The organism is Streptomyces sp. NPDC006879 (assembly GCF_042869595.1).
Taxonomy (GTDB): domain Bacteria; phylum Actinomycetota; class Actinomycetes; order Streptomycetales; family Streptomycetaceae; genus Streptomyces.
On record NZ_JBIAGC010000010.1, the window covers coordinates 44,052 to 63,734 of the forward strand.

A 19,683-nucleotide genomic window follows, 5' to 3' on the forward strand; every position below is an offset into this window, starting at 1 on the left:
GGCCTCAGCGGTCCGCGGCGACCACTTCCTGCTCCGGCTGCGCGGCCATTGCCCTGGACCTCAAGGGGACTTCCTTGATGAACAGGATGAGCAGCAGGGCGAGCAGGGCGGTGGGCGCCACGACGCTGAACACGTCGGCCACACCGTGCCCGTAGGCGCTTTCGATGACGGTTCGCAAGGGGGCGGGGAGCTTGTCCAGATCGGGGATGCCCCCGCCTCCCGTGCCGCCGTGGCCGAGCGCGGCGGCCTTGGGACCGAGTTCTACGAGGCCGTCCTCCACGTATCCGGTGACCTGGTTGGCCATCAGCGCGCCGAGGGCGGAGACGCCGACGGCGCCGCCGAGAGAGCGGAAGAAGGTCACGACGGAGCTGGCGACGCCCAGGTCCTGCGGGGCGACCTGGTTCTGCGTGGCGAGGACCAGGTTCTGCATCATCATGCCGAGGCCGAGTCCGGTGAGCGCCATGAAGATCGCGATCCGCCCGTACTCGGTGTCGTGGCGCATGGTGCCGAGCAGTCCGAGACCCGCTGTCAGCAGGACGCCGCCGATGACCAGCCAGGCCTTCCAGCGGCCGGTCTTGGTGATGATCTGGCCGGACAGTGTGGAGGAGACGAACAGGCCGCCGATCATCGGGATGGTGAGCAGGCCGGACATGGTCGGGGTCTCGCCGCGGGCCAGTTGGAAGTACTGGCTGAAGAACACGGTGCTGGAGAACATGGCCACGCCGACGAAGAGCGAGGCGCCGGAGGCCAGCGTGATGGTCCTGTTCCGGAACATCCGCAGCGGGATGATCGGGTCGCTGGCCTTGGACTCCGCGACCACGAAGAGCACGCCGAGCAGGACCGCGCCGGCCGTCATGGTGTACGTCTGCCAGGACAGCCAGTCGTAGGAGTGGCCGGCCTGGGTGACCCAGATGAGGAGCAGCGAGACCGCCGCGCTGATCAGGAAGGCGCCGGTCCAGTCCACCTTGACGTCCCGTTTGACCACGGGTAGGCGCAGTGTCTTCTGGAGCACGATCAGGGCGATCACGGCGAAGGGCACTCCCACGTAGAAGCACCAGCGCCATCCCAGCCACTCGGTGTCGGTGATGACCCCGCCGAGCAGCGGGCCGCCGACGGTGGCCACCGCGAAGACGGCGCCGAGGTAGCCGCTGTAGCGTCCGCGCTCGCGCGGGGAGATCATCGCGGCCATGACGATCTGGGCGAGGGCCGAGAGGCCGCCCACTCCGATGCCCTGGACCACGCGGCAGGCGATCAGGGTGCCGGTGTTCTGGGAGAGGCCCGCGACCACGGAGCCCAGGACGTAGATCACCAGGGATATCTGGACCAGCAGCTTCTTGCTGAAGAGGTCGGCCAGCTTGCCCCACAGGGGGGTGGCGGCGGTCATCGACAGCAGGGCGGAGGTGACCACCCAGGTGTACGAGGACTGGGTGCCGCCGAGGTCGGTGATGATCTGCGGCAGGGCGTTGGAGACGATCGTGGACGACAGGATCGCCACGAACATGCCGAGCATCAGACCGGACAGGGCCTTCATGATCTGTGGGTGGGTCATGGGCGCGCCGGTCTCGGCCCGGCTTTCTGGCACACCGGTGGCCGTGGACGTGGTCGCCCCCATGGCGCACTCCTCTCACCTTGATTGCTTAAGGCAACCACCATAGAAGTGAATGGTTTACACAAGCAACGAAACCGTCCGTTGGTGCGGTAAAACCTTGGGAAAGGCTCATATCGTCCCAGCCGCCCTCGACCCGGCCTGATGTGAACCCGGGCGCCTCCCGGGCTTGGGCCGGGTAGGCACAGTTCGCTAGGGTCCGGCCATGGCTGCACACAACTCTCAGGGCCCCGAGGGCAACTACGACCCGGCGGGCAGCACCCAGATGTTCCGTGCCTTCGTGGACGAGGGCGAAACCCGTAGGCCGCAGGCCGCCGCGCCGGCCTCCTCGGGCCCGCGGGTCGGCCTGATCCTCGGCGTCGTGGCCGTACTGGTCGTCCTTGGCGGCGTGGCCTGGCTCGCGCTCGGCTGAACCCCGCGGTACCGGAACCGCGCGGGCACCCGCCCTCTTCGCCGGTCGCGGATCGGTGTGCGAAGTGCCGCCGTGCTCGCCGCGAGTCCGGGCCGACCGGTGCGGGATCCGGGCCGCGTGCCCGTGGTGACCGCTCGTGCCCGCGCCGGGCTGCGCTGACCTCGGGTCACCGCAGCCCGGAGCGGGCCGCGCCGGTTTCACCACCTCGTGGCCGGTGCACCCCTGCCGCCGTTCGGATCGGGAACCGGCGGACGATCAGTCGCCGATCAACCCCTCGCGCAGTTGCGCCAGCGTGCGCGTCAGCAGTCGCGAGACGTGCATCTGTGAGATGCCGACCTCTTCGCCGATCTGCGACTGGGTCATGTTGGCGAAGAACCGCAGCATGATGATCTGCCGCTCCCGGGGCGGGAGTTTGGCGAGCAGCGGCTTGAGCGACTCCCGGTATTCGACGCCCTCCAGCGCGGCGTCCTCGTAGCCGAGTCGGTCGGCGAGCGAGCCCTCCCCACCGTCGTCCTCCAAGGAGGGCGAGTCCAGCGAGGAGGCCGTGTAGGCGTTGCCCACGGCGAGGCCGTCGACCACGTCCTCCTCGGAGACCCCGAGCGCGGCAGCCAGTTCGGGGACCGTGGGCGAGCGGTCCAGCTTCTGGGCCAGCTCGTCGCTGGCCTTGGTGAGTGCCAGACGTAGCTCCTGAAGGCGCCGGGGTACCCGCACCGACCAGGAGGTGTCCCGGAAGAACCGTTTGATCTCGCCCACGACGGTGGGCATCGCGAAGGTCGGGAATTCCACCCCGCGTTCACAGTCGAACCGGTCGATCGCCTTGATCAGGCCGATGGTGCCGACCTGCACGATGTCTTCCATGGGCTCGTTACGACTGCGGAACCGGGCCGCCGCGTAGCGCACCAAAGGCAGGTTCAACTCGATCAGGGTGTCACGCACGTAGGCGCGCTCCACGCTGTCCGGTTCCTCGCGGTCCAGAGCGGCGAGCCTCAGGAACAGGGAGCGGGAGAGGGTCCGGGTGTCGATGGCTTCCGGGCGTTCGAGCACGGTCGTCGGTGTAGCCGACGCTGGTGCGTCGGGCACGGTCGGCGGCGGTGCAAGCACCTTTGCGCTGCCCTGTTCTGCGGACATGCCACCCCCTTGAGGTCGCGGACGGTCGCGTCGGGCGCTCCCGTCGGAGGAACGCAGCCTCCACCTGAATACCGGAGGCAGGGCTGCGGCAAACGCGGTTCCAGCAGAATGTCACAAGTCGTCAACGCGCTGTAGCGCCAAGTCGACATATCTGCGCAGGAGTGAGGGGGTATCGGCCGCTTCTGTCGGGAAAACTGAAAAGCGACTACCACTCGTTCCAGCTATGCATCGATCCGGTTTGCGGAACGCAGTCGCGCGAAGCTCCGGGCCAGCAGCCGGGACACGTGCATCTGGGACACCCCCAGCTCGGCACTGATCTGGGACTGCGTCAGATTGTTGTAGTAGCGCAGCAGGAGGATCCGCTGTTCGCGTTCGGGTAGCTGGACCAGGAGGTGGCGCACCAGGTCGCGGTGCTCCACTCCGGCGAGCTCGGGGTCCTCGTACCCCAGCCGGTCGACCAGGCCCGGCATGCCGTCGCCCTCCTGGGCGGCTTCCAGGGAGGTGGCGTGGTAGGAGCGGCCGGCCTCGATGCAGGCCAGCACCTCCTCCTCGCTGATGCGCAACCGCTCGGCGATCTCGGCGGTGCTGGGCGTACGGCCGTGGAGGGTGGTGAGGTCCTCCGTGGCTCCGTTGACCTGCACCCAGAGCTCGTGGAGGCGCCGGGGTACGTGCACGGTGCGGACGTTGTCGCGGAAGTAGCGCTTGATCTCGCCCACGACGGTGGGCATCGCGAAGGTCGGGAACTGCACCCCGCGGTCGGGGTCGAAACGGTCGATGGCGTTGATCAGGCCGATGGTGCCGACCTGGACCACGTCCTCCATGGGTTCGTTGCGGCTGCGGAACCGGGCCGCCGCGTACCGGACCAGGGGGAGGTTCGCCTCGATGAGCGCGCCGCGCACCCGGTGGCGCTCCGGGCTGCCCGGGGGAAGCTGCTTGAGCTCTCCGAAGAGCATCTGGGTGAGCGCCCGGGTGTCGGCGCCACGGCCCGCTGGTCGGGCGGGCGGGGCCTGGGGCTCGTCCGGTTGGGGCGGCACCTGAGGCGCAGTACTGGCCGGCACGGTTTACGCCACCCCTTCGCTGGTCAACTCTGTCCACTCTTCCGTCAAAAGCGGTCATAGCATCACAAGACATGTGCACTTGGCGCAAGCACCATATATCGCCGTGTTGTGGGCAAGTTGGGAGAAAATGCCCCAGCAAACGGGGTATGCGAAAGGCCTCCCACCGCGGGGTGGGAGGCCGGCGTCCATGTGCGATCAGCGCACCAGTTCGGTCATGAACTGTCCGATGCCGCGGGCTGCGTCGGATATCCCCTGGAAGCCGATCTGCACGAAATCGGCCGCCTTCGCCGGCTGGGTGATGATCGTGTACAGCACGAAGATGGTGACGATCCACAGTGCGATCTTCTTGGTTTCCACCATCGATCGGCCTCCCCAACCGGTCTCCAGCAAAGTCGGGTGAGTCTATCCGGTCGACTTTCCGCACTCACCAGGCCTTTATGGACCAAGGACCTGCGGAACCGGGCCCTTTGCCGGGCCGGGAGCGCGTCATGAGGGGCCAGGATGGAGGCACGAGCCCGCCGGATCTGGCAGGAATCCGGTGGGCGCTGGGACTGGGCCTCAGTGCGGGGTCCTGGCTACGGGCTTCCCCCCTGACCGTGGCCCGGACCGGAGGATTCCGTCCGGAGCGGGGAAACGGAGTGTCTCCCCCGATCCCGTTTCCCCTGTCCCGCGTGCACCGAAGGCCCCGACCCCCGGTCGGGGCCTTCGGTGCATACCGACCCCTCGCCATCTGCGCGAAGGTCCTACTCCAGTCCGCTGGCGATGTCGATCACCGGCTGCACGGGTGCCGTCAGCTGCGGGATCGCGTCCATCAGCTGATTGGCCTCGCTGGCCCCGCGCAGGATGGTCGGAGCCAGCTCGTTCAGCTCGGGCTGGGCGGCGGCCGGCATATCGGGTGCGGCTGCGGGAAGCTCGGGCAACGGCAGCGCGGGGAGGGCGGCGGCGGAGCCGGCACCGATCCCGGCGGCGCCGGCGGCCAGTGCGACGGCGGTGAGGAAGCGCTTGGTCTTGGTCATGCCGTGACAACGTCCGAGTGCTTCACTCGGAAACGCGGCGGGGGGTCGATTCGTCCGAACCGGGTCCCGGTCGTGGCGCGGACGGCACCGTCCGCCCGTCCCGCAGCACGGAACGCGGAAGGGCGACCCCGTGATGGGATCGCCCTTCCGTCTACCAGCGGTAGCGGTGGGATTTGAACCCACGGAGGAGTTGCCCCCTCACACGCTTTCGAGGCGTGCTCCTTAGGCCGCTCGGACACGCTACCGAGAGAGAGCTTAGCCCAAGGGGGGCCCTGCTTCGAAATCCGCCCCCGGCCACCGCTGCGAGGGGCGCCGGGGGGCCACCTCAGCGGTTCCGGAAGAACGCGGTGAGCTGGGCGGCGCACTCCTGCTGAAGGACGCCCTGGATCACCTCGGGCCGGTGGTTGAGCCTGCGGTCGCGCACCAGGTCCCACAGTGAGCCCACGGCCCCGGCCTTCTCGTCCCGGGCGCCGTAGACCAGGCGCGCCACCCGGGACTGCACCAGGGCGCCCGCGCACATCACGCAGGGCTCCAGGGTGACGACCAGCGTGCAGCCGGAGAGCCGCCACTCTCCGTGGACCTGCGCCGCCCGGCGCAGCGCGAGGACCTCCGCGTGGGCGGTCGGATCACCCTTCTGTTCGCGCTCGTTGTGGCCGGTGGCCAGCAACGTGCCGTCCTCGGCCAGCACGACGGCGCCGACCGGCACGTCGCCGGCCGCCGCCGCCCGTGCGGCTTCCTCCAGGGCGAGGCGCATGGGCGCCTGCCAGGGGTCCCGCACCGGGTCCGGTTGGTCCGCCGTGGCGGGCAACGGTGGTGTGGGGTGGTGCTCGCTCGCCACTAGCGGACGGCCTCCAGCATGTCGGAGACGCCCAAGGCGTCTGCGATGGAGCTCAAGGCGTCCGTGTCGAGGGAGCTGAGTTCTCCTTCGGGCATGCCCAGATCCGCGAGGATCTGGCGGTCGCCGATCGGGCCCGCGGGGATGGTCTCGGCGTCCGTATCCGCCTCCTCTTCCTCCGTGTCGTACCCGGTCGGCTCACCGTCCTCGGTGCCGTCCAGGTCCAGGTCGTCCAGTTCGTCCTCGTCTTCGGGATCGCGGCCGAGCAGTTCGTCGGTGAGCAGGATCTCGCCGTACGAGCTGCGGGCAGCGGCCTGGGCGTCGGAGAGGTAGATACGAGGATCCTCCTCGCCGTCCACCCGGACGACGCCGAACCAGGCGTCCTCCTGCTCGATGTAGACGAGGACCGTGTCCTCGTCGGTCGAGGCCTCACGGGCCAGTTCGGTCAGATCTGACAGCGTCTCGACGTCGTCGAGCTCCGTGTCGCTCGCTTCCCACCCGTCTTCGGTGCGCGCGAGCAGTGCGGCGATGTACACCGTGACTCTCCCACTGGTCATAGGCGTGCCGGTTGGGGGTCCCCCCGGCCGGAGGTTGGGGAGGGAGGAACGGTCGTCGCCGCACCTAGCCCCGCCCAGTCGGCATCGTGGCAGAAACGACGACGTTGCGAGAGGTCTTCCGCGCTTGCGTCGTGCCGTGCCGCGGTGCGCTCCCACGGTAGAGCCGGTGGTGGGCACAGGAGAAGGCCAAAGGTGGGCAGTCGCGTCCCGCGGCTGACGAGGGGCGGTCGGGCGGTCACCGCAGGCGCCCCGTCGGCGGGCGGAGGGGGTGTTGGAGGCGGGGTCAGTGCCGGGGGAGGCGTGCGGAGCGGCTCACCAGCGGAAGGTGCGCATCCGCATTTGCTGTCGCATGCGAGCGGCCCGGGCCCGGCGCGGCTGCACCCTGGCGCGCAGTTCGCGGGCCTCGTGCAGTTCCCGCAGGAACCGGGCGCGGCGCTGTCGGCGCTGGGCGTCGGTCTCCTGCGGCTGCTGATCCTCCGCTTCGCTCCGCTCGGCTGGTTCCTCGTGCGTGTCGGGCATGGGCCACCATCACCCCGGGCTCTTCCGTGTCCCCCCGCGCGTCGCGGGGAGCCCTCCCACGACCACCTTCCCCCGTGGGGGGCTTCTGATGCTAGTCCCGGGTTGCGCGGGCGTACGCCCGCCGGCTGGCCGCCCGGCCGCCGCCGGGCGCGGCCTGGCCCCTATGGATGCTGACGGGTGAGATCAGCGCGTAGCCTCTTGGGTGCAGGTCGCGTCTTGCGGCCGTTTCCGCAGGCCGTAACCCTGATGAAGCCCCCTGGAGGATGTTGTGCGTTTGCAGGTCGTCGACCACCCGCTGGTGGCGCACAAACTCACCACTCTGCGCGACAGGCGCACCGATTCCCCCACCTTCCGTCGACTTGCGGACGAGCTGGTCACGCTGCTCGCCTACGAGGCCACCCGGGACGTGCGCACCGAGCAGGCCGACATCGAGACCCCGGTGGGTCCGACCACCGGGGTCAAGCTCTCCCACCCGCGCCCGCTGGTGGTCCCGATCCTGCGGGCCGGCCTGGGCATGCTCGACGGCATGGTCCGGCTGCTGCCGACGGCCGAGGTGGGCTTCTTGGGCATGGTCCGCAACGAGGAGACCCTGGAGGCCTCCACGTACGCCACCCGGATGCCGGAGGACCTCTCCGGCCGTCAGGTGTACGTGGTGGACCCGATGCTCGCCACCGGCGGCACTTTGGTCGCGGCGATCCAGGAACTGATCAGGCGCGGTGCGGACGACGTCACCGCCGTGGTCCTGCTGGCGGCGCCGGAGGGCGTGGAGGTCATGGAGCGCGAACTGGCGGGCACCCCGGTGACCGTCGTGACGGCCGCGGTCGACGAGCGTCTCAACGAGCAGGGCTACATCGTGCCCGGCCTGGGCGACGCGGGCGACCGCATGTACGGCGCCGCCGAGTAGCCTCGGGACCGGCGCCCCTGTTGTGGCCTGGGAACCGTCCCGTCGTCCGCGCTGATCCGTGAGGTCAGCACTTGGGGGCCGGGGCGGCCACCGGCTGGGCCAGCGCGGCCAGGGCGGTGTCGACCTCGACCTTGGGCGAGAGCTCCTTGAAGGCGGTGCCGAGGATCAGGTCCACGTCCGCGGTGGCCCGGGTGTCGGTCTGGAGCTTCTCGCCGGCCAGCTGGGCGCCGAGCACGGAGTAGACGGCCTTGTCGGTCTTGGGGGAGCCGAGCAGTATGCCGGTGCCGGGGACTTTCTTGTCCAGGGCCGGCGGCGCGTTGCCCACCTTGCCGACCGTGAAGCCACGCTTCTTGAGTTCCTCGCTCACGGACTTGGCCAGTCCGCTGCGTGGTGTGGCGTTGTAGACGTTGACGGTGATCTGACCCGGCTTGGGCAGCGCGACGGCCGGTACGGCGCTCGCGACGCCCGAGGTCTTGTCGGGGGCGCACTCGCGCTTTGCGGCAGCTGCCTTGGCTTTCCCGGAATCACCGAGGAAGACGTCGATGAGCTGCAGGGTCCCCCAGCCCAGCAGACCGAGGACGAGGGCGCCGGTGAGCGCGGCAAGGACGATCCTGCGGCGCCCACGCCGGCGCATCCGGGGATAGGTGTTCCCCGTGACGCGGTACTTTCCGCCCATGCCGGGGGGAGTGAGCATGCTCATGGAAGGCAGCGTAGTCCGGCCCGGTCAAGATGCCTACTAAATGATCTATTGCGGGCGGGGGTGCGACCCGAAAGGGGGCAAATACGCGTCCGTGCGGCCGATCAGCCGAGTTCGAGCACGCGCGCGTGCAGCACCTGGCGCTGTTGGAGCGCGGCACGGACCGCACGGTGCAGCCCGTCCTCCAGGTAGAGATCGCCCTGCCACTTCACGACGTGGGCGAAGAGGTCGCCGTAGAAGGTGGAGTCCTCGGCGAGCAGCGTCTCTAGGTCCAGCTGTCCCTTGGTGGTCACGAGCTGGTCGAGGCGGACCGGGCGTGGCGCGACGTCCGCCCACTGCCGGGTGCTTTCCCGGCCGTGGTCGGGGTACGGCCGCCCGTTTCCGATGCGCTTGAAGATCACACGGAAAGCCTACCGGGCAAGGGGCTGCGGGCGCAGCCATGACCAGAGGGCGTAAGCGCGACAAATAGCTTCAATACGGGATAGGGGTAGGGGTGAACTCACCCACGCGGGCCATGAAGAGGCCCCTCGGAGACCCGTCGTGAGGTTCCATCCGGTTGACGCGCCTGCGTGGACCCCGGCTCGCGGAGGCAGCCACCGGCGGTGACGATCCGCCACCGGAGCCGCGGTCCACGGGAGCCCTCAGTGCTGTGACACCGGCTGGCGCAGGGCGTGCGCGTACGTCTCGTCCGCATCCAGGCGACGCAGCTCCTCCGCGATCAGCTCAGCGGTGGTGCGGATCTTCAAAGCGACCCGGCGGTCCGGCCGCCCGGGCACCGCGAGCGTGGCCAGAGCGCCCTCGGGGCGGTCCACCCGTATCTCGCCCTCCGCCGTCACCAACCGGACGCGCGTGATGACCGGACCCTCGGTGACCACCCTGCGCACCGGGGTGTCCAGGCGGTGCTCCAGCCAGCGGGCGAGGAGCTCGGCGCTGGGGTTCTCCACCTCCGACTCCACCACCGCCCCGGTCACCGGCACAGGCCGCTGGTCGAGCGCCGCGGCCAACAGCGAGCGCCAGGGCGTCAACCGGGTCCAGGCGAGGTCGGTGTCACCCGGTGCGTAAGCCGCCGCCCGGGTGGCCAGCGCACCCAGTGGATCGGCGACCGCGTACGCATCGGTGATGCGGCGCTGCGCCAGCGCACCCAGCTCGTCGCGGGCCGTGTCCACGGGTGCGTCGGCCGGCCACCAGGCGACCACCGGCGCATCGGGAAGCAGGAGGGGCAGTACCACGGGCCCCGCCTCCCCGGCCAGGTCACCGTGCAGGCGCAGCAGCACGATCTCTCCGGCTCCGGCGTCCGAACCCACCCTCAGTTCGGCGTCCAGCCGGGTCTCACGCAGCCGGCGGGGCCGGTGCGCGGAGCGTTTGATGACGGCGATGATGCGGCACGGATGCTGTCGGGAAGCCTCGGAAGCCGCCCGTACCGCGTCATAGGCGTTCTCCTCGTCGGTGACGACCAGGAGGGTGAGGACCATGCCCGTGGTGGGGCTGCCGATCGCCCTTCGGGCGGCGACCAGAGCGGAGTTGACCCGGCTGGAGGTGGTGTCGGTGAGTTCGGTCTTCATGGGTGCGAGTCTCCCAGTGCGCGGCCGATCCGGCCGAAGTCCCCGGGAATCGCGCGGAGCTCCGGGGCCCGGTTCACTTCCGCTCCGCCTTCTTCGCCGCTTTCGCCTGCTGTTTGTACGCGCGGACCTTCGCCAGTGATTCGGGGCCGGTGATGTCCGCCGCTGAACGGTACGAGCCCTCCTCGCCGTACGCCCCGGCCGCCACCCGCCAACCCCGGGGGCGCACACCCAGTTGTTTGCCCAGCAGCGCCAGGAAGATCTGGGCCTTCTGTTGCCCGAAGCCGGGCAGGTCGGTCAGCCGTTGCAGCAGCTCGGCGCCGGTGTCCACGCCGGTCCACACGGCGGCGGCGTCCCCCTCGTAGTGCTCAACGAGGTACCGGCACAACTGCTGCACCCGTTTGGCCATCGCGCCCGGGTAGCGGTGCACGGCCGGCTTCTGCGACAGCAGTGCCGCGAAGGCCTCCGGGGCGTACGCGGCGATCGCATGCGAGTCGAGGTCGTCCGCCTCCAGGCGGCGGGCGATCGTGTAGGGGCCCGAGAAGGCCCACTCCATTGGAACCTGCTGGTCCAGCAGCATCCCGATCAGCGCGGCCAGCGGACTGCGACCAAGGAGCTCATCGGCCTCCGGCTGCTGAGCGAGGTGAAGCGTGTTGTCCATGCCCCGATCCTCCACCGCTTGCCCCCGTGCCGCATGCGGGCTCCTTCCCGGGTGGCTAGCGTGGGGAACCGCGAGCAGTGCGCACTCCCGCGCGCGGACGATGCACAGGAACAGGCAGCAGGAGAGAACCATCGCGGCGATCGCCGCAGGGACGGAGTGGGAACCATGGCCGGGATGCCGGAAGGTACGCCGTGTTGGGTGGACGCGATGTTCACCGACCTGGAAGGCGCCAAGAAGTTCTACGGGGACGTACTGGGCTGGACCTTCGGGGAGAGCCAGTCGGAGCACGGCAACTACACGCAGGCGTACTCGGACGGGAAGGCCGTCGCTGCCGTCGTCCCGCCGATGCCGGGCCAGGAGGTCCAGTCGGCCTGGTGCCTGTACTTCGCCTCACCGGACGTCAACGCCACCGCGGAGAAGATCAAAGCGGCCGGCGGTGAACTGATCATGAAGCCCATGGAAGTCGGCCCCTTCGGTTCGATGTGCCTGGCCAAGGAGCCCAGCGGGTCCGTGTTCGGCATCTGGCAGGCGGGCCAGCATGTCGGCTTCGAGAAGCAGAACGAGGCCGGCTGCTTCGTCTGGGCCGAGGTCTTCACCCGCGACGTGGACAAGGCCGACGCGTTCTTGCCCAAGGTGTTCCCCTACACCCCGCAGCGGATGGAGATGGGCGACGGCCCGGGCGCCGAGATGGACTTCAAGGTCTTCAGCCTCGGCAGCGGCAACCCGGTGCTCGGCCGGATGAAGATGGGCGAGGAGTTCCCGCCGGAGATCCCCCCTTACATCCAGGTCTACTTCGCGGTCCAGGACTGCGACGCAGCCGTCGAGAAGGTCAAGGCCCACGGCGGCAAGCTGCACTTCGGTCCGATGGACAGCCCCTTCGGCCGGTTCGCGGCCGTCACTGACCCGCAGGGAGCAGCCTTCGCGGTGATCGACCTGGGCAAGACGGAGGGCGAGATGCCGCCCCTGAAGGACGACTGACGCGCGACCCCGCCACCGGGGCGAAGGGACGGACCGAGGTTGCTCGGCGGCAGTGGGGCGGAACTGCGGGGTTCCGCCCCACAGCCGCGCCCACCGCGATGAGTAGAGTGCGCGTGCGAATCCCCGCGCGGGGCCCCGTCCCGTGCACCCGGCACCGAACCCCCGAGGAACCCGGCAGTGACCCCCGTCCCGTCCCCCACCGGCCCCGTCGCCGTCGTCGGCATCGGCGCCGACGGCTGGGACGGCCTGGACCCCGCCGCACGCACCGCACTGCGCACCGCCGAGGTGCTGATCGGCGGCCCCCGCCAACTCGACCTGCTGCCGGCCGACTGTCCGGGCCTCCGGGTGGCCTGGCCCACCCCGCTGCGGCCGGCCGTCCCCACCCTGCTCGCCGCCCACGCCGGGCGCCGCCTCGCCGTGCTGGCCAGCGGAGACCCGATGTTCTACGGCATCGGGCGGGCCCTGAGCGAAGTCCTCGGCCCGCAGGGCCTCAGGGTCCTACCGCAGCCGTCCTCGGTGTCCCACGCCTGCGCCCGCCTCGGGTGGCCGGTGGAGGACACCGAGACCCTCACCCTGGTCGGTCGGCCCGTCGCCCGACTCGCCGCGGCCCTGCACGCGGGCCGGCGGGTCCTGGTGCTCAGCGCCGGCGCCCACACGCCCGCCGAAGTAGCCGCACTCCTGACCGACCGCGGGTTCGGGCCCAGCCGGATGCGGGTGTTGGAGCAGCTCGGCGGCCCCGCCGAGCGGATCCTCGAAGGCAGCGCCGCCCACTGGACGCACCCGCCCGGTGACCCCTTGAACCTGATCGCAGTCGAAACCGAGCGCGCCCCCGGCGCGCTGAGGCTCGGCGCGACCCCCGGGCTCCCCGACGCCGCGTACGAACACGACGGTCAACTCACCAAACGTCACGTCCGCGCGGCGACCTTGGCCGCGCTCGCCCCCGCCCCCGGCGAACTGCTCTGGGACATCGGCGGCGGCTCCGGCTCCATCGCCATCGAATGGATGCGCACCCACCCCGCCTGCCGTGCCGTCGTCGTCGAACGGGACCAAGAGCGTGCCGAGCGGATCGGCCGCAACGCCGACCGACTCGGCGTACCCGCCCTACGCGTGGTCACCGGTGCCGCGCCCGAGGCGCTGGCCGGACTCCCCACCCCCGACGCGGTGTTCATCGGCGGCGGCCTGACCGTCCCCCAACTCCTCCCGGTGGCCTGGGAGGCGCTGCCGGCCGGTGGCCGGCTGGTCGCCAACACCGTGACCTTGGAGTCCGAGGCGCTGCTCGCCGACTGGTATCGGCGCCATGGCGGTGAGTTGGTCAAACTGGCCACCGCGCACGCGGTACCGGTGGGCGGCTTCACGGGCTGGCGCCAGGCCATGCCGGTCACCCAGTGGTCCATCAGCAAAGCAGCATCAGGAGAACAACGATGACCGTGTACTTCATCGGCGCCGGGCCCGGCGCCGCCGACCTGATCACGGTCCGCGGCGCCCGCACCCTCGCCGCCTGCCGGGTCTGTCTGTACGCGGGCAGCCTGGTCCCGCGCGAGCTCCTCGCCGAATGCCCGCCCGACGCGCGACTGGTGGACACCGCACAGCTCAACCTGGACGAGATCACCGCCGAGCTGGTGCGCGCCCACGAGTTCGGCCTGGACGTGGCACGACTGCACTCCGGCGACCCTTCCGTCTTCAGCGCCGTGGCCGAGCAGATGCGGCGGCTCGACGCCGCCGGCGTCCCGTACGAAGTGGTGCCCGGAGTACCGGCGTTCGCTGCTGCTGCCGCCGCCCTCAAGCGGGAACTGACCGTGCCGACCGTCGGACAGACCGTCATCCTGACCCGCATCGCCCAACAGGCCACACCGATGCCCGAGGGCGAGGACCTGGCCACCCTCGGCCGGAGCGGTGCCCTGCTCGTGCTCCACCTCGCAGTGCGCTACACCGAACGCGTGGTCGCCGAACTCCTCCCGCACTACGGAGCCGACTGCCCCGCAGCAGTCGTCGCCATGGCGAGCCGGCCCGATGAGATCGTGCTCCGTGGCACCCTGGCCGACATCGCGGAACAGGTCCGGGCCGCCGGGATCCTGCGGACCGCCGTCATCCTGGTGGGTCGCACCCTGGCCGCCGAGCAGTTCCGTGACAGCCACCTCTACTCCGCGGAACGCGACCGCCATCCCTGCTGAGGGCCGTCCCGCCCCGCTCGACCACCAGCCCTCACGGCCCCCGGCGCGGTGCGCAGCGGCCCACCACCGTGCCGGCCCGGTCGATGCAGATCACGTCCACGGCCACCGGGGCGCCCCGCAGCACGGCCAGGGACTCCTCCCGGGCCCCCGCCGCCACCAGGTCCCCCAGCGGCACACCGGCCGCCGCGCACAACTGGAGCGCCGCCAAACCCGTGTTGGCCGCGGCGACCTCGGATACGAGTGCTGCGTCGGCGCCGCCACGGCGGGCCAGTTCGGCGAGGAAACCCTTGTCCACCTGGGACCGGGCCGAGTGCAGGTCCAGGTGACCGGCGGCCAGTTTCGACAGTTTCGCGAAGCCGCCGCAGATCGTGAGCCGGTCCACGGGATGCCGCCGGACGTATTTCAGTACCGCCCCCGCGAAATCGCCCATGTCCAGCAGGGCGTCCTCCGGCAGGGCGTACTCGGCCATGACGGTCCGCTCCGAGGTGGACCCCGTGCAGCCCGCGAGGTGGGTGCGCCCCGCCGCGCGTGCCACGTCCACGCCCCGGCGGATCGAGTCGATCCACGCCGAGCAGGAGTAGGGCACCACGATGCCGGTGGTGCCCAGGATGGACAGCCCGCCCAGGATGCCCAGGCGGGGGTTCCAAGTCGAGCGGGCGATCTCCTCACCGTGGTCCACCGACAGGGTGATCTCCACATCCCCGGGGGTCCCGTACCGTGCGGCGACCGAGAGGACGTGATCCCGCATCATCTGCCGTGGCACCGGATTGACCGCCGGTTCCCCCACCGGCAGCGGCAGCCCCGGCCGGGTCACGGTGCCCACCCCCGGCCCCGCACGGAACACCACCCCGGAGCCAGGCGGCAGCCGGCGCACCGTGGACCGGACCAGCGCGCCGTGGGTGACGTCCGGGTCGTCGCCGGCGTCCTTTACCACCGCGGCCATCGCTGCACCCGATCCCAGCTCCTCGCGTGCCAGCGCGAACGCAGGTCTCTGCCCCTTGGGCAGCGTGATCGTCACCGGGTCCGGGAACTCGCCGGTCAGCAGCGCCGTGAACGCGGCCGTGGTCGCAGCCGTGGCGCAGGCGCCGGTCGTCCACCCCGACCGCAGACCGGTGTGCTTGAGTTGGGCGCTGCGCCCGCCCTTCGCCTCGCTCACGGAGCCGCCCCCATGCATGTCCTCGTCCTCGGCGGTACCACCGAGGCCCGTACCCTGGCCGGTCTGCTGCACTCCCGCGGCGAGCGGGTCACCAGCTCCCTCGCCGGGCGGGTGGCGAGCCCACGGCTACCGGCCGGTGAGGTACGGATCGGGGGCTTCGGCGGGCCCGCGGGCCTGGCCCGCTGGCTGCGCGAACACCAGGTGGACGCGCTCATCGACGCCACCCATCCTTTCGCTGACACCATCAGTTCCAACGCGGCGCGAGCCGCCGCCACCGCCCATGTTCCCCTGCTGGCGCTGCGACGGCCCGGCTGGGTCGCGGAGCCGGGGGACCATTGGCACCCGGTCGGCTCCCTGGAGGAAGCCGCGGCGGTGCTCCCGGACCTGGGCGAGCGGATCTTCCTGACCAGTGGCCGGATGGGGCTGGCGGCCTTCGCCGGGCCCGAGCTGGCCACGTCCTGGTTCCTGCTCCGCTGCGTGGACCCGCCCGAGCCGCCGCTCCCGGCCCGCCTACGGGTCCTGTTGGACCGGGGCCCGTTCACCCTCGACGGCGAGCGGGAACTCCTCGCCGCACACCGCGTTGAGGTGCTGGTCACCAAGGACAGCGGCGGTGCCGCCACGGCCCCGAAACTGCAGGCCGCCCGGGAGGCAGGCGTCCCGGTCGTCCTGGTGCGCCGCCCGCCCGCGCCGCCCGGCCTCCCTCAGGTGGCCACCGCCCAGGAGGCGGCCGTCTGGGTGGCCGCTCAGTCCTCCGGGTAGCGCCGTGGGGTCCAGGCGATCTCCTGCCCGGAACCGCGGCGCACCACCTGGGTCTGTGACGAGCCCACCAGCAGCAGCGTGCGCATGTCCACCTCCGCCGGGTCCAGATCGGCGAGGGCGACGATCCGTACCGACTCCTCGGGGCCGCCCACGTCGCGCGCCACCACCACCGGGGTCTTCGGGGACCGCAGCTCCACCAGCAGGTCGCGGGCTTGACCGACCTGCCAGGTGCGGCTTCGAGAGCCCGGGTTGTACAGCGCCAGCACCAGGTCGGCCTCGGCGGCGGCCCGCAGCCGGCCGGCGATGACGTCCCAGGGCTTGAGCCGGTCGGAGAGCGAGATCGTCGCGTAGTCGTGCCCCAGCGGGGCCCCCGCCTTCGCCGCCGCCGCGTTGGCCGCAGTCACCCCCGGAAGCACCCGTACCGGGACGTCCGCGTACGGCTCGGCCGAAGCGGCCTCCAGGACGGCGGTCGCCATGGCGAAGACCCCCGGGTCGCCGCCGGAGACCACCGCGACCCGTCGGCCGCGCCGGGCGAGGTCCAGGGCGAACACGGCGCGCTCGGACTCCACCTTGTTGTCCGAGCCGTGCCGGCGCTGGCCCGCCCGCAACGGCACCCGCTCCAGATACGTGGTGTATCCGACCAGGTCGTCCGCGGAGGCGAGAGCCCCTCGCGATTCGGGAGTCAACCACAGCGGCCCCGCCGGCCCGGTGCCCACCACCACCACCTCGCCGCCCGCCGCACGGCGGTCCACCGGCTCCGCGTCCACCCGGGAGGGCAGCACGGCCACCGAGAAGTACGGCACGGATTCCGCGTCCACTTCACCGAGTGGGGCCGTCCGCTCTCCCGCCATCGTCGCCCGCTCCACGTAGCGGGCGTCCTCCAGCCTGCCGGCTCGTTCCAGCGCCCGCCGCACGGTGGGGAAGGTCCGTCCGAGCTTCATCACCACGGCCGAGTCCGTCGAGGCCAGGCGAGCCGTCAACTCCTCCTCCGGCAAGGTGCCGGGGATGATGGTCAGCACCTCCTCGGCCTCGCACAGCGGCTCCCCGAGCCGGGCTGCCGCCGCGCTCACGGAGGTCACCCCGGGCACGACCTCGGTCTCGTACCGGTGTGCCAGCCGCTTGTGCATGTGCTGGTACGAGCCGTAGAAGAGCGGGTCGCCCTCGGCCAGCACCGCGACCGTCCGGCCGGCGTCCAGGTGGGCGGCCAGCCGGGCGGCGGCCTCCTCGTAGAAGTCGTTGAGCGCACCCCGGTAGCCGCCCGGGTGGTCCGTGGTCTCCACCGTGATCGGGTACTTGAGGAGCTCCTCGATGTGGTCCTCGCGGATGTGCCGGGCGGCGATCGACCGGGCCAGCGAACGCCCGTGCCGGGCCGAGTGATACGCCACCACATCGGCTTGGGCGATCACCTCGGCCGCCCGCAGCGTCATCAGCGAGGGATCGCCGGGGCCCAGCCCGACCCCGTAGAGCCGCCCGGTCATTCGACCTCACTCGCGATCGCGTTGAGCGCTGCCGCGGCGATGGCGCTGCCACCCCGCCGCCCGCGCACCACCAGGTGCTCCAGTCCCAGGGGGCTCGCCGCAAGAGCGTCCTTGGACTCCGCGGCTCCGATGAAACCCACCGGCACCCCGATGACGGCCGCCGGCCGGCCGGCGCCCTGCGCGATCATCTCCAGGAGGTGGAAGAGAGCGGTGGGGGCGTTGCCAATGGCCACCACGGAGCCCTCCAAGCGGTCCCGCCACAGTTCGAGGGCTGCCGCGCTGCGGGTGGTCCCCAGCTTCTCGGCGAGCTCCACGACACCCGGCGCGGCCAAGGTGCACAGCACTTCGTTGTCCGCCGGAAGCCGTTTGACGGTGACTCCGCTGGCGACCATCCGCGCATCGCACAGGATCGGGGCGCCGCCGCGCAGCGCCTCACGGGCCGAAGCCACCACCCCTGGCGTCCACCCGAGGTCCTGGACGAGGTCGGTCATGCCGCAGGCGTGGATCATCCGGACGGCGACCTGGCTGACGTCGGCCGGCAGCCCGGTGAGGTCCGCCTCGGCGCGGATGGTGGCAAAGGAGGCGCGGTATATCGCCGCGCCGTCCTTCTCGTAGTCGAACACTGTGCTCTCGCTCATCTCGTCGTGTCCCGGCCCGCCGTCACGGCGTCCGCCAATCCTGTTGCCGTCACCGGCACTTCCCGCTCTCTGGTGCCGCGCACGGTCACCGTGTACTGGCCCTCGCCGAGGGCCAGTACGTCCACCCAGTCACCGCGCGGACGACCACACCGGCGTTCGCAGCCCGACCAGTGGACGGGCAGCCCGCCGGAGCCGGGCACGGCGTCCGCGCGCACGTCGGCGCGGGCCTTGGTGCATCCGGGCTGTCCGGTACACGCCCCCACACCGACCCAGGGGGAGTCCGGGTCGGTGAGGAACCCGGCTGCGGCCAGGGCCTGCTCATCGCCTCCGGGTACCACCAGGGTCCGCCAGGGAGTCAGCCGCACCTCGTCCGCATGCTCGGCCAGCAGCCGGAAGGACGCCGCTGCCATCCGGCCCAGCCGGGCCGCCACGACCACCGCACCCGTCCCGGTTGGGCCCTGGGCCCGGCCGGGACGGGCCGCCGGATGGGGAGCGCCCTGCCCGCCGGTACCTCCGGCCACGTCCGACAGGTCCTCGGGTGCGGCGACCGGGCTCGCCGCGGCGTGCCCGAGCTCCCGTTCCAGCGCGTTCGAGGGGTCGACGTCCAAGCCCGCCGGCAGCTCGCACACCCGCCAGGCCCCGTTCCCCGCGGCCTCAGCGGCGGTCAGGAACGCCCCGGCCGCCGCGACCGCCGCCCGCGGGCCGCTCTCGGCCGCCACCCGTACCCGGTGCGGGCCGATCCTGAGTTCGGCCGAACCGGCCGCGGCTGCGATCAAGGTCACATCGGCTCCCAGTTCGGCGACGTCCCCGCGGCCGTCGTCCAGCGCGAAGAGGAACCGGCCGGAAAGGGCCGCCGCCCAGGGCCGGGAACAGAGCAGCTCATCCAGTTCCCGCACCCAAGGGCGCAGGTCACCGCGCCCGTGGCCGTCCAACCCGGCCAAGGGCGTGGCCAGGATGTTACGGACCCGCTCATGGGTTTCGGAGGGCAGCAGCCCGGCGTCGCGCAGATCCCGCGCGAGTTCTCCGCCACAGCTCTCGCCGAGCCCGCGCAGTTCGACGTTCCCGCGCGAGGTGATGCTCAGCCACCCGTCGCCGAACCGTTCGGCGACTGCCGCCAACACCCGCGCCTGAACCCCGCTCAACAGGCCTCCGGGCAGCCTCAGTCGCGCCAGGCGCCCGTCATCGGCGGTGTGCAGCCGCAGGGCGCCCGGGCATGCGTCACCGCGTTCGCGCAGGGGTGCTTGGCCCTGGTCGCAGGGCGTGGTGGGGGAGGCGGACATGGCGGCGAGCATACCCAGGACGGCCTGCCCTGCCACCTCCCCACGAGGCGCCCGCACGATGGCTCCCAGACGCCCCGGAGGCCCCCTCGACAGGGTCGCTACTATGCAGGCGACGGACCATTCGGCCCGTCATCGCCATCGACGGCGACAGGGGAGGAAGCCCGGTGTGATTCCGGCGCGGTCCCGCCACTGTGAGCCCGGTCCCCGGACCGGGCAAGCCAGGAACTCCCGCCGTCCGACACCGCCCGGGGCGCGGACACCCCGAGGAAGG

22 protein-coding genes, 1 tRNA gene and 1 riboswitch are annotated in these 19,683 nt (G+C 71.3%); of the genes, 6 read left to right on the forward strand and 17 right to left on the reverse strand.

Going from position 1 to position 19,683, the window contains the following annotated elements; genetic code table 11:
• Positions 1–4 precede the first annotated feature (4 nt).
• Positions 5–1,612 carry an MDR family MFS transporter gene (locus ACFYMC_RS10730; protein ID WP_388521979.1) on the reverse strand — a complete coding sequence of 536 codons (1,608 nt, stop codon included), beginning with the start codon at positions 1,610–1,612 and terminating at the stop codon, positions 5–7.
• 199 nt (positions 1,613–1,811) lie between these two features.
• Between ACFYMC_RS10730 and ACFYMC_RS10735 the strand changes: the two genes are divergently transcribed.
• Positions 1,812–2,018, forward strand: coding sequence for a hypothetical protein (locus ACFYMC_RS10735; RefSeq protein WP_388521982.1), 207 nt, complete (start codon positions 1,812–1,814; stop codon positions 2,016–2,018).
• 255 nt (positions 2,019–2,273) lie between these two features.
• On the opposite strand, the gene ACFYMC_RS10740 is transcribed toward ACFYMC_RS10735, so the two are convergent.
• From ACFYMC_RS10740 to ACFYMC_RS10775, 8 genes are all read right to left on the reverse strand, one after another.
• Positions 2,274–3,146 (reverse strand): RNA polymerase sigma factor SigF, encoded by an 873-nt coding sequence (locus ACFYMC_RS10740; RefSeq protein ID WP_388521985.1) that lies wholly within the window; start codon positions 3,144–3,146, stop codon positions 2,274–2,276.
• A 221-nt stretch (positions 3,147–3,367) separates the two neighbouring features.
• The gene (locus ACFYMC_RS10745) at positions 3,368–4,204 is read right to left on the reverse strand and encodes an RNA polymerase sigma factor SigF (protein WP_388521988.1); all 837 of its coding nucleotides are present in this window, start codon (positions 4,202–4,204) and stop codon (positions 3,368–3,370) included.
• A gap of 195 nt (positions 4,205–4,399) precedes the next feature.
• Positions 4,400–4,564, reverse strand: coding sequence for a hypothetical protein (locus ACFYMC_RS10750; protein WP_388521990.1), 165 nt, complete (start codon positions 4,562–4,564; stop codon positions 4,400–4,402).
• 383 nt (positions 4,565–4,947) lie between these two features.
• Positions 4,948–5,220 carry a hypothetical protein gene (locus tag ACFYMC_RS10755; protein ID WP_388521993.1) on the reverse strand — a complete coding sequence of 91 codons (273 nt, stop codon included), beginning with the start codon at positions 5,218–5,220 and terminating at the stop codon, positions 4,948–4,950.
• 158 nt (positions 5,221–5,378) lie between these two features.
• Positions 5,379–5,465 (reverse strand) — tRNA-Ser (locus tag ACFYMC_RS10760).
• An 80-nt stretch (positions 5,466–5,545) separates the two neighbouring features.
• Positions 5,546–5,974, reverse strand: a complete 429-nt coding sequence (gene tadA, locus ACFYMC_RS10765; RefSeq protein WP_388522294.1) for a tRNA adenosine(34) deaminase TadA — start codon at positions 5,972–5,974, stop codon at positions 5,546–5,548.
• A gap of 83 nt (positions 5,975–6,057) precedes the next feature.
• Positions 6,058–6,612, reverse strand: a complete 555-nt coding sequence (locus ACFYMC_RS10770; RefSeq protein WP_388521996.1) for a hypothetical protein — start codon at positions 6,610–6,612, stop codon at positions 6,058–6,060.
• Between the two features lie 312 nt (positions 6,613–6,924).
• Positions 6,925–7,131 (reverse strand): hypothetical protein, encoded by a 207-nt coding sequence (locus ACFYMC_RS10775; RefSeq protein WP_388521999.1) that lies wholly within the window; start codon positions 7,129–7,131, stop codon positions 6,925–6,927.
• A gap of 268 nt (positions 7,132–7,399) precedes the next feature.
• On the opposite strand from ACFYMC_RS10775, the gene upp reads away from it, so the two are divergent.
• Positions 7,400–8,035: a uracil phosphoribosyltransferase gene (gene upp, locus ACFYMC_RS10780; protein WP_388522001.1), complete on the forward strand. Its 636-nt coding sequence runs from the start codon at positions 7,400–7,402 to the stop codon at positions 8,033–8,035.
• A gap of 64 nt (positions 8,036–8,099) precedes the next feature.
• On the opposite strand, the gene ACFYMC_RS10785 is transcribed toward upp, so the two are convergent.
• The 4 genes from ACFYMC_RS10785 to ACFYMC_RS10800 all read right to left on the reverse strand — a co-directional run bounded on the left by ACFYMC_RS10785 (position 8,100) and on the right by ACFYMC_RS10800 (position 10,952).
• Positions 8,100–8,711, reverse strand: coding sequence for a LytR C-terminal domain-containing protein (locus ACFYMC_RS10785; RefSeq protein ID WP_388522296.1), 612 nt, complete (start codon positions 8,709–8,711; stop codon positions 8,100–8,102).
• A gap of 125 nt (positions 8,712–8,836) precedes the next feature.
• Positions 8,837–9,133, reverse strand: coding sequence for a type II toxin-antitoxin system VapB family antitoxin (locus ACFYMC_RS10790; RefSeq protein ID WP_003955420.1), 297 nt, complete (start codon positions 9,131–9,133; stop codon positions 8,837–8,839).
• Between the two features lie 240 nt (positions 9,134–9,373).
• Positions 9,374–10,294 (reverse strand): glucose-6-phosphate dehydrogenase assembly protein OpcA, encoded by a 921-nt coding sequence (gene opcA / locus ACFYMC_RS10795; protein WP_388522004.1) that lies wholly within the window; start codon positions 10,292–10,294, stop codon positions 9,374–9,376.
• Between the two features lie 73 nt (positions 10,295–10,367).
• A complete protein-coding gene (locus tag ACFYMC_RS10800; protein WP_388522007.1) occupies positions 10,368–10,952 on the reverse strand; it encodes an HhH-GPD-type base excision DNA repair protein in 585 nt (194 codons plus the stop codon).
• Positions 10,953–11,117: 165 nt separating this feature from the next.
• On the opposite strand from ACFYMC_RS10800, the gene ACFYMC_RS10805 reads away from it, so the two are divergent.
• The 3 genes from ACFYMC_RS10805 to cobM all read left to right on the forward strand — a co-directional run bounded on the left by ACFYMC_RS10805 (position 11,118) and on the right by cobM (position 14,101).
• Entirely contained in the window at positions 11,118–11,930 is an 813-nt protein-coding gene (locus tag ACFYMC_RS10805) for a VOC family protein (RefSeq protein ID WP_388522010.1), read from the forward strand.
• 177 nt (positions 11,931–12,107) lie between these two features.
• Positions 12,108–13,355, forward strand: coding sequence for a precorrin-6y C5,15-methyltransferase (decarboxylating) subunit CbiE (gene cbiE, locus ACFYMC_RS10810; RefSeq protein WP_388522013.1), 1,248 nt, complete (start codon positions 12,108–12,110; stop codon positions 13,353–13,355).
• Complete coding sequence (gene cobM, locus ACFYMC_RS10815) at positions 13,352–14,101, forward strand: precorrin-4 C(11)-methyltransferase (RefSeq protein WP_388522016.1); 750 nt, start codon at positions 13,352–13,354, stop codon at positions 14,099–14,101. The genes cbiE and cobM overlap by 4 nt, the downstream gene beginning before the upstream one ends.
• Positions 14,102–14,132: 31 nt before the next feature.
• Here cobM and ACFYMC_RS10820 read toward each other — a convergent pair whose 3' ends face one another.
• On the reverse strand, positions 14,133–15,275 hold the full coding sequence (locus tag ACFYMC_RS10820; protein ID WP_388522018.1) for a cobalt-precorrin-5B (C(1))-methyltransferase: 1,143 nt from the start codon (positions 15,273–15,275) through the stop codon (positions 14,133–14,135).
• On the opposite strand from ACFYMC_RS10820, the gene ACFYMC_RS10825 reads away from it, so the two are divergent.
• Complete coding sequence (locus ACFYMC_RS10825; protein ID WP_388522021.1) at positions 15,270–16,016, forward strand: cobalt-precorrin-6A reductase; 747 nt, start codon at positions 15,270–15,272, stop codon at positions 16,014–16,016. The two genes, ACFYMC_RS10820 and ACFYMC_RS10825, sit on opposite strands and share 6 nt — an antisense overlap.
• Here ACFYMC_RS10825 and ACFYMC_RS10830 read toward each other — a convergent pair.
• Genes ACFYMC_RS10830 through ACFYMC_RS10840 form a run of 3 tightly spaced genes read right to left on the reverse strand, consistent with a single transcriptional unit; the run spans position 16,001 to position 19,412 of the window.
• Positions 16,001–17,494: a precorrin-2 C(20)-methyltransferase gene (locus ACFYMC_RS10830; RefSeq protein ID WP_388522024.1), complete on the reverse strand. Its 1,494-nt coding sequence runs from the start codon at positions 17,492–17,494 to the stop codon at positions 16,001–16,003. The genes ACFYMC_RS10825 and ACFYMC_RS10830 overlap by 16 nt on opposite strands.
• On the reverse strand, positions 17,491–18,132 hold the full coding sequence (locus ACFYMC_RS10835; RefSeq protein WP_388522027.1) for a precorrin-8X methylmutase: 642 nt from the start codon (positions 18,130–18,132) through the stop codon (positions 17,491–17,493). The genes ACFYMC_RS10830 and ACFYMC_RS10835 overlap by 4 nt, the downstream gene beginning before the upstream one ends.
• Entirely contained in the window at positions 18,129–19,412 is a 1,284-nt protein-coding gene (locus tag ACFYMC_RS10840) for a cobalamin biosynthesis protein CobG (RefSeq protein ID WP_388522030.1), read from the reverse strand. Before ACFYMC_RS10840 ends, ACFYMC_RS10835 begins: the two co-directional genes overlap by 4 nt.
• Before the next feature lie 153 nt (positions 19,413–19,565).
• Positions 19,566–19,640: riboswitch (cobalamin riboswitch) on the forward strand.
• Positions 19,641–19,683: the final 43 nt, after the last annotated feature.

Excerpts from the sequence above, each read along its gene's own strand:
- ACFYMC_RS10730 (WP_388521979.1), bottom strand. The coding sequence starts at position 1,612 with ATGGGGGCGACCACGTCCACGGCCACCGGTGTGCCAGAAAGCCGGGCC.
- ACFYMC_RS10735 (WP_388521982.1), top strand. The coding sequence starts at position 1,812 with ATGGCTGCACACAACTCTCAGGGCCCCGAGGGCAACTACGACCCGGCG.
- ACFYMC_RS10740 (WP_388521985.1), bottom strand. The coding sequence starts at position 3,146 with ATGTCCGCAGAACAGGGCAGCGCAAAGGTGCTTGCACCGCCGCCGACC.
- ACFYMC_RS10750 (WP_388521990.1), bottom strand. The coding sequence starts at position 4,564 with ATGGTGGAAACCAAGAAGATCGCACTGTGGATCGTCACCATCTTCGTG.
- ACFYMC_RS10755 (WP_388521993.1), bottom strand. The coding sequence starts at position 5,220 with ATGACCAAGACCAAGCGCTTCCTCACCGCCGTCGCACTGGCCGCCGGC.
- tadA (WP_388522294.1), bottom strand. The coding sequence starts at position 5,974 with ATGCGCCTCGCCCTGGAGGAAGCCGCACGGGCGGCGGCGGCCGGCGAC.
- ACFYMC_RS10770 (WP_388521996.1), bottom strand. The coding sequence starts at position 6,612 with ATGACCAGTGGGAGAGTCACGGTGTACATCGCCGCACTGCTCGCGCGC.
- ACFYMC_RS10775 (WP_388521999.1), bottom strand. The coding sequence starts at position 7,131 with ATGCCCGACACGCACGAGGAACCAGCCGAGCGGAGCGAAGCGGAGGAT.
- ACFYMC_RS10785 (WP_388522296.1), bottom strand. The coding sequence starts at position 8,711 with ATGGGCGGAAAGTACCGCGTCACGGGGAACACCTATCCCCGGATGCGC.
- opcA (WP_388522004.1), bottom strand. The coding sequence starts at position 10,294 with ATGAAGACCGAACTCACCGACACCACCTCCAGCCGGGTCAACTCCGCT.
- ACFYMC_RS10800 (WP_388522007.1), bottom strand. The coding sequence starts at position 10,952 with ATGGACAACACGCTTCACCTCGCTCAGCAGCCGGAGGCCGATGAGCTC.
- ACFYMC_RS10805 (WP_388522010.1), top strand. The coding sequence starts at position 11,118 with ATGGCCGGGATGCCGGAAGGTACGCCGTGTTGGGTGGACGCGATGTTC.
- cobM (WP_388522016.1), top strand. The coding sequence starts at position 13,352 with ATGACCGTGTACTTCATCGGCGCCGGGCCCGGCGCCGCCGACCTGATC.
- ACFYMC_RS10825 (WP_388522021.1), top strand. The coding sequence starts at position 15,270 with ATGCATGTCCTCGTCCTCGGCGGTACCACCGAGGCCCGTACCCTGGCC.
- ACFYMC_RS10820 (WP_388522018.1), bottom strand. The coding sequence starts at position 15,275 with ATGCATGGGGGCGGCTCCGTGAGCGAGGCGAAGGGCGGGCGCAGCGCC.
- ACFYMC_RS10830 (WP_388522024.1), bottom strand. The coding sequence starts at position 17,494 with ATGACCGGGCGGCTCTACGGGGTCGGGCTGGGCCCCGGCGATCCCTCG.
- ACFYMC_RS10835 (WP_388522027.1), bottom strand. The coding sequence starts at position 18,132 with ATGAGCGAGAGCACAGTGTTCGACTACGAGAAGGACGGCGCGGCGATA.
- ACFYMC_RS10840 (WP_388522030.1), bottom strand. The coding sequence starts at position 19,412 with ATGTCCGCCTCCCCCACCACGCCCTGCGACCAGGGCCAAGCACCCCTG.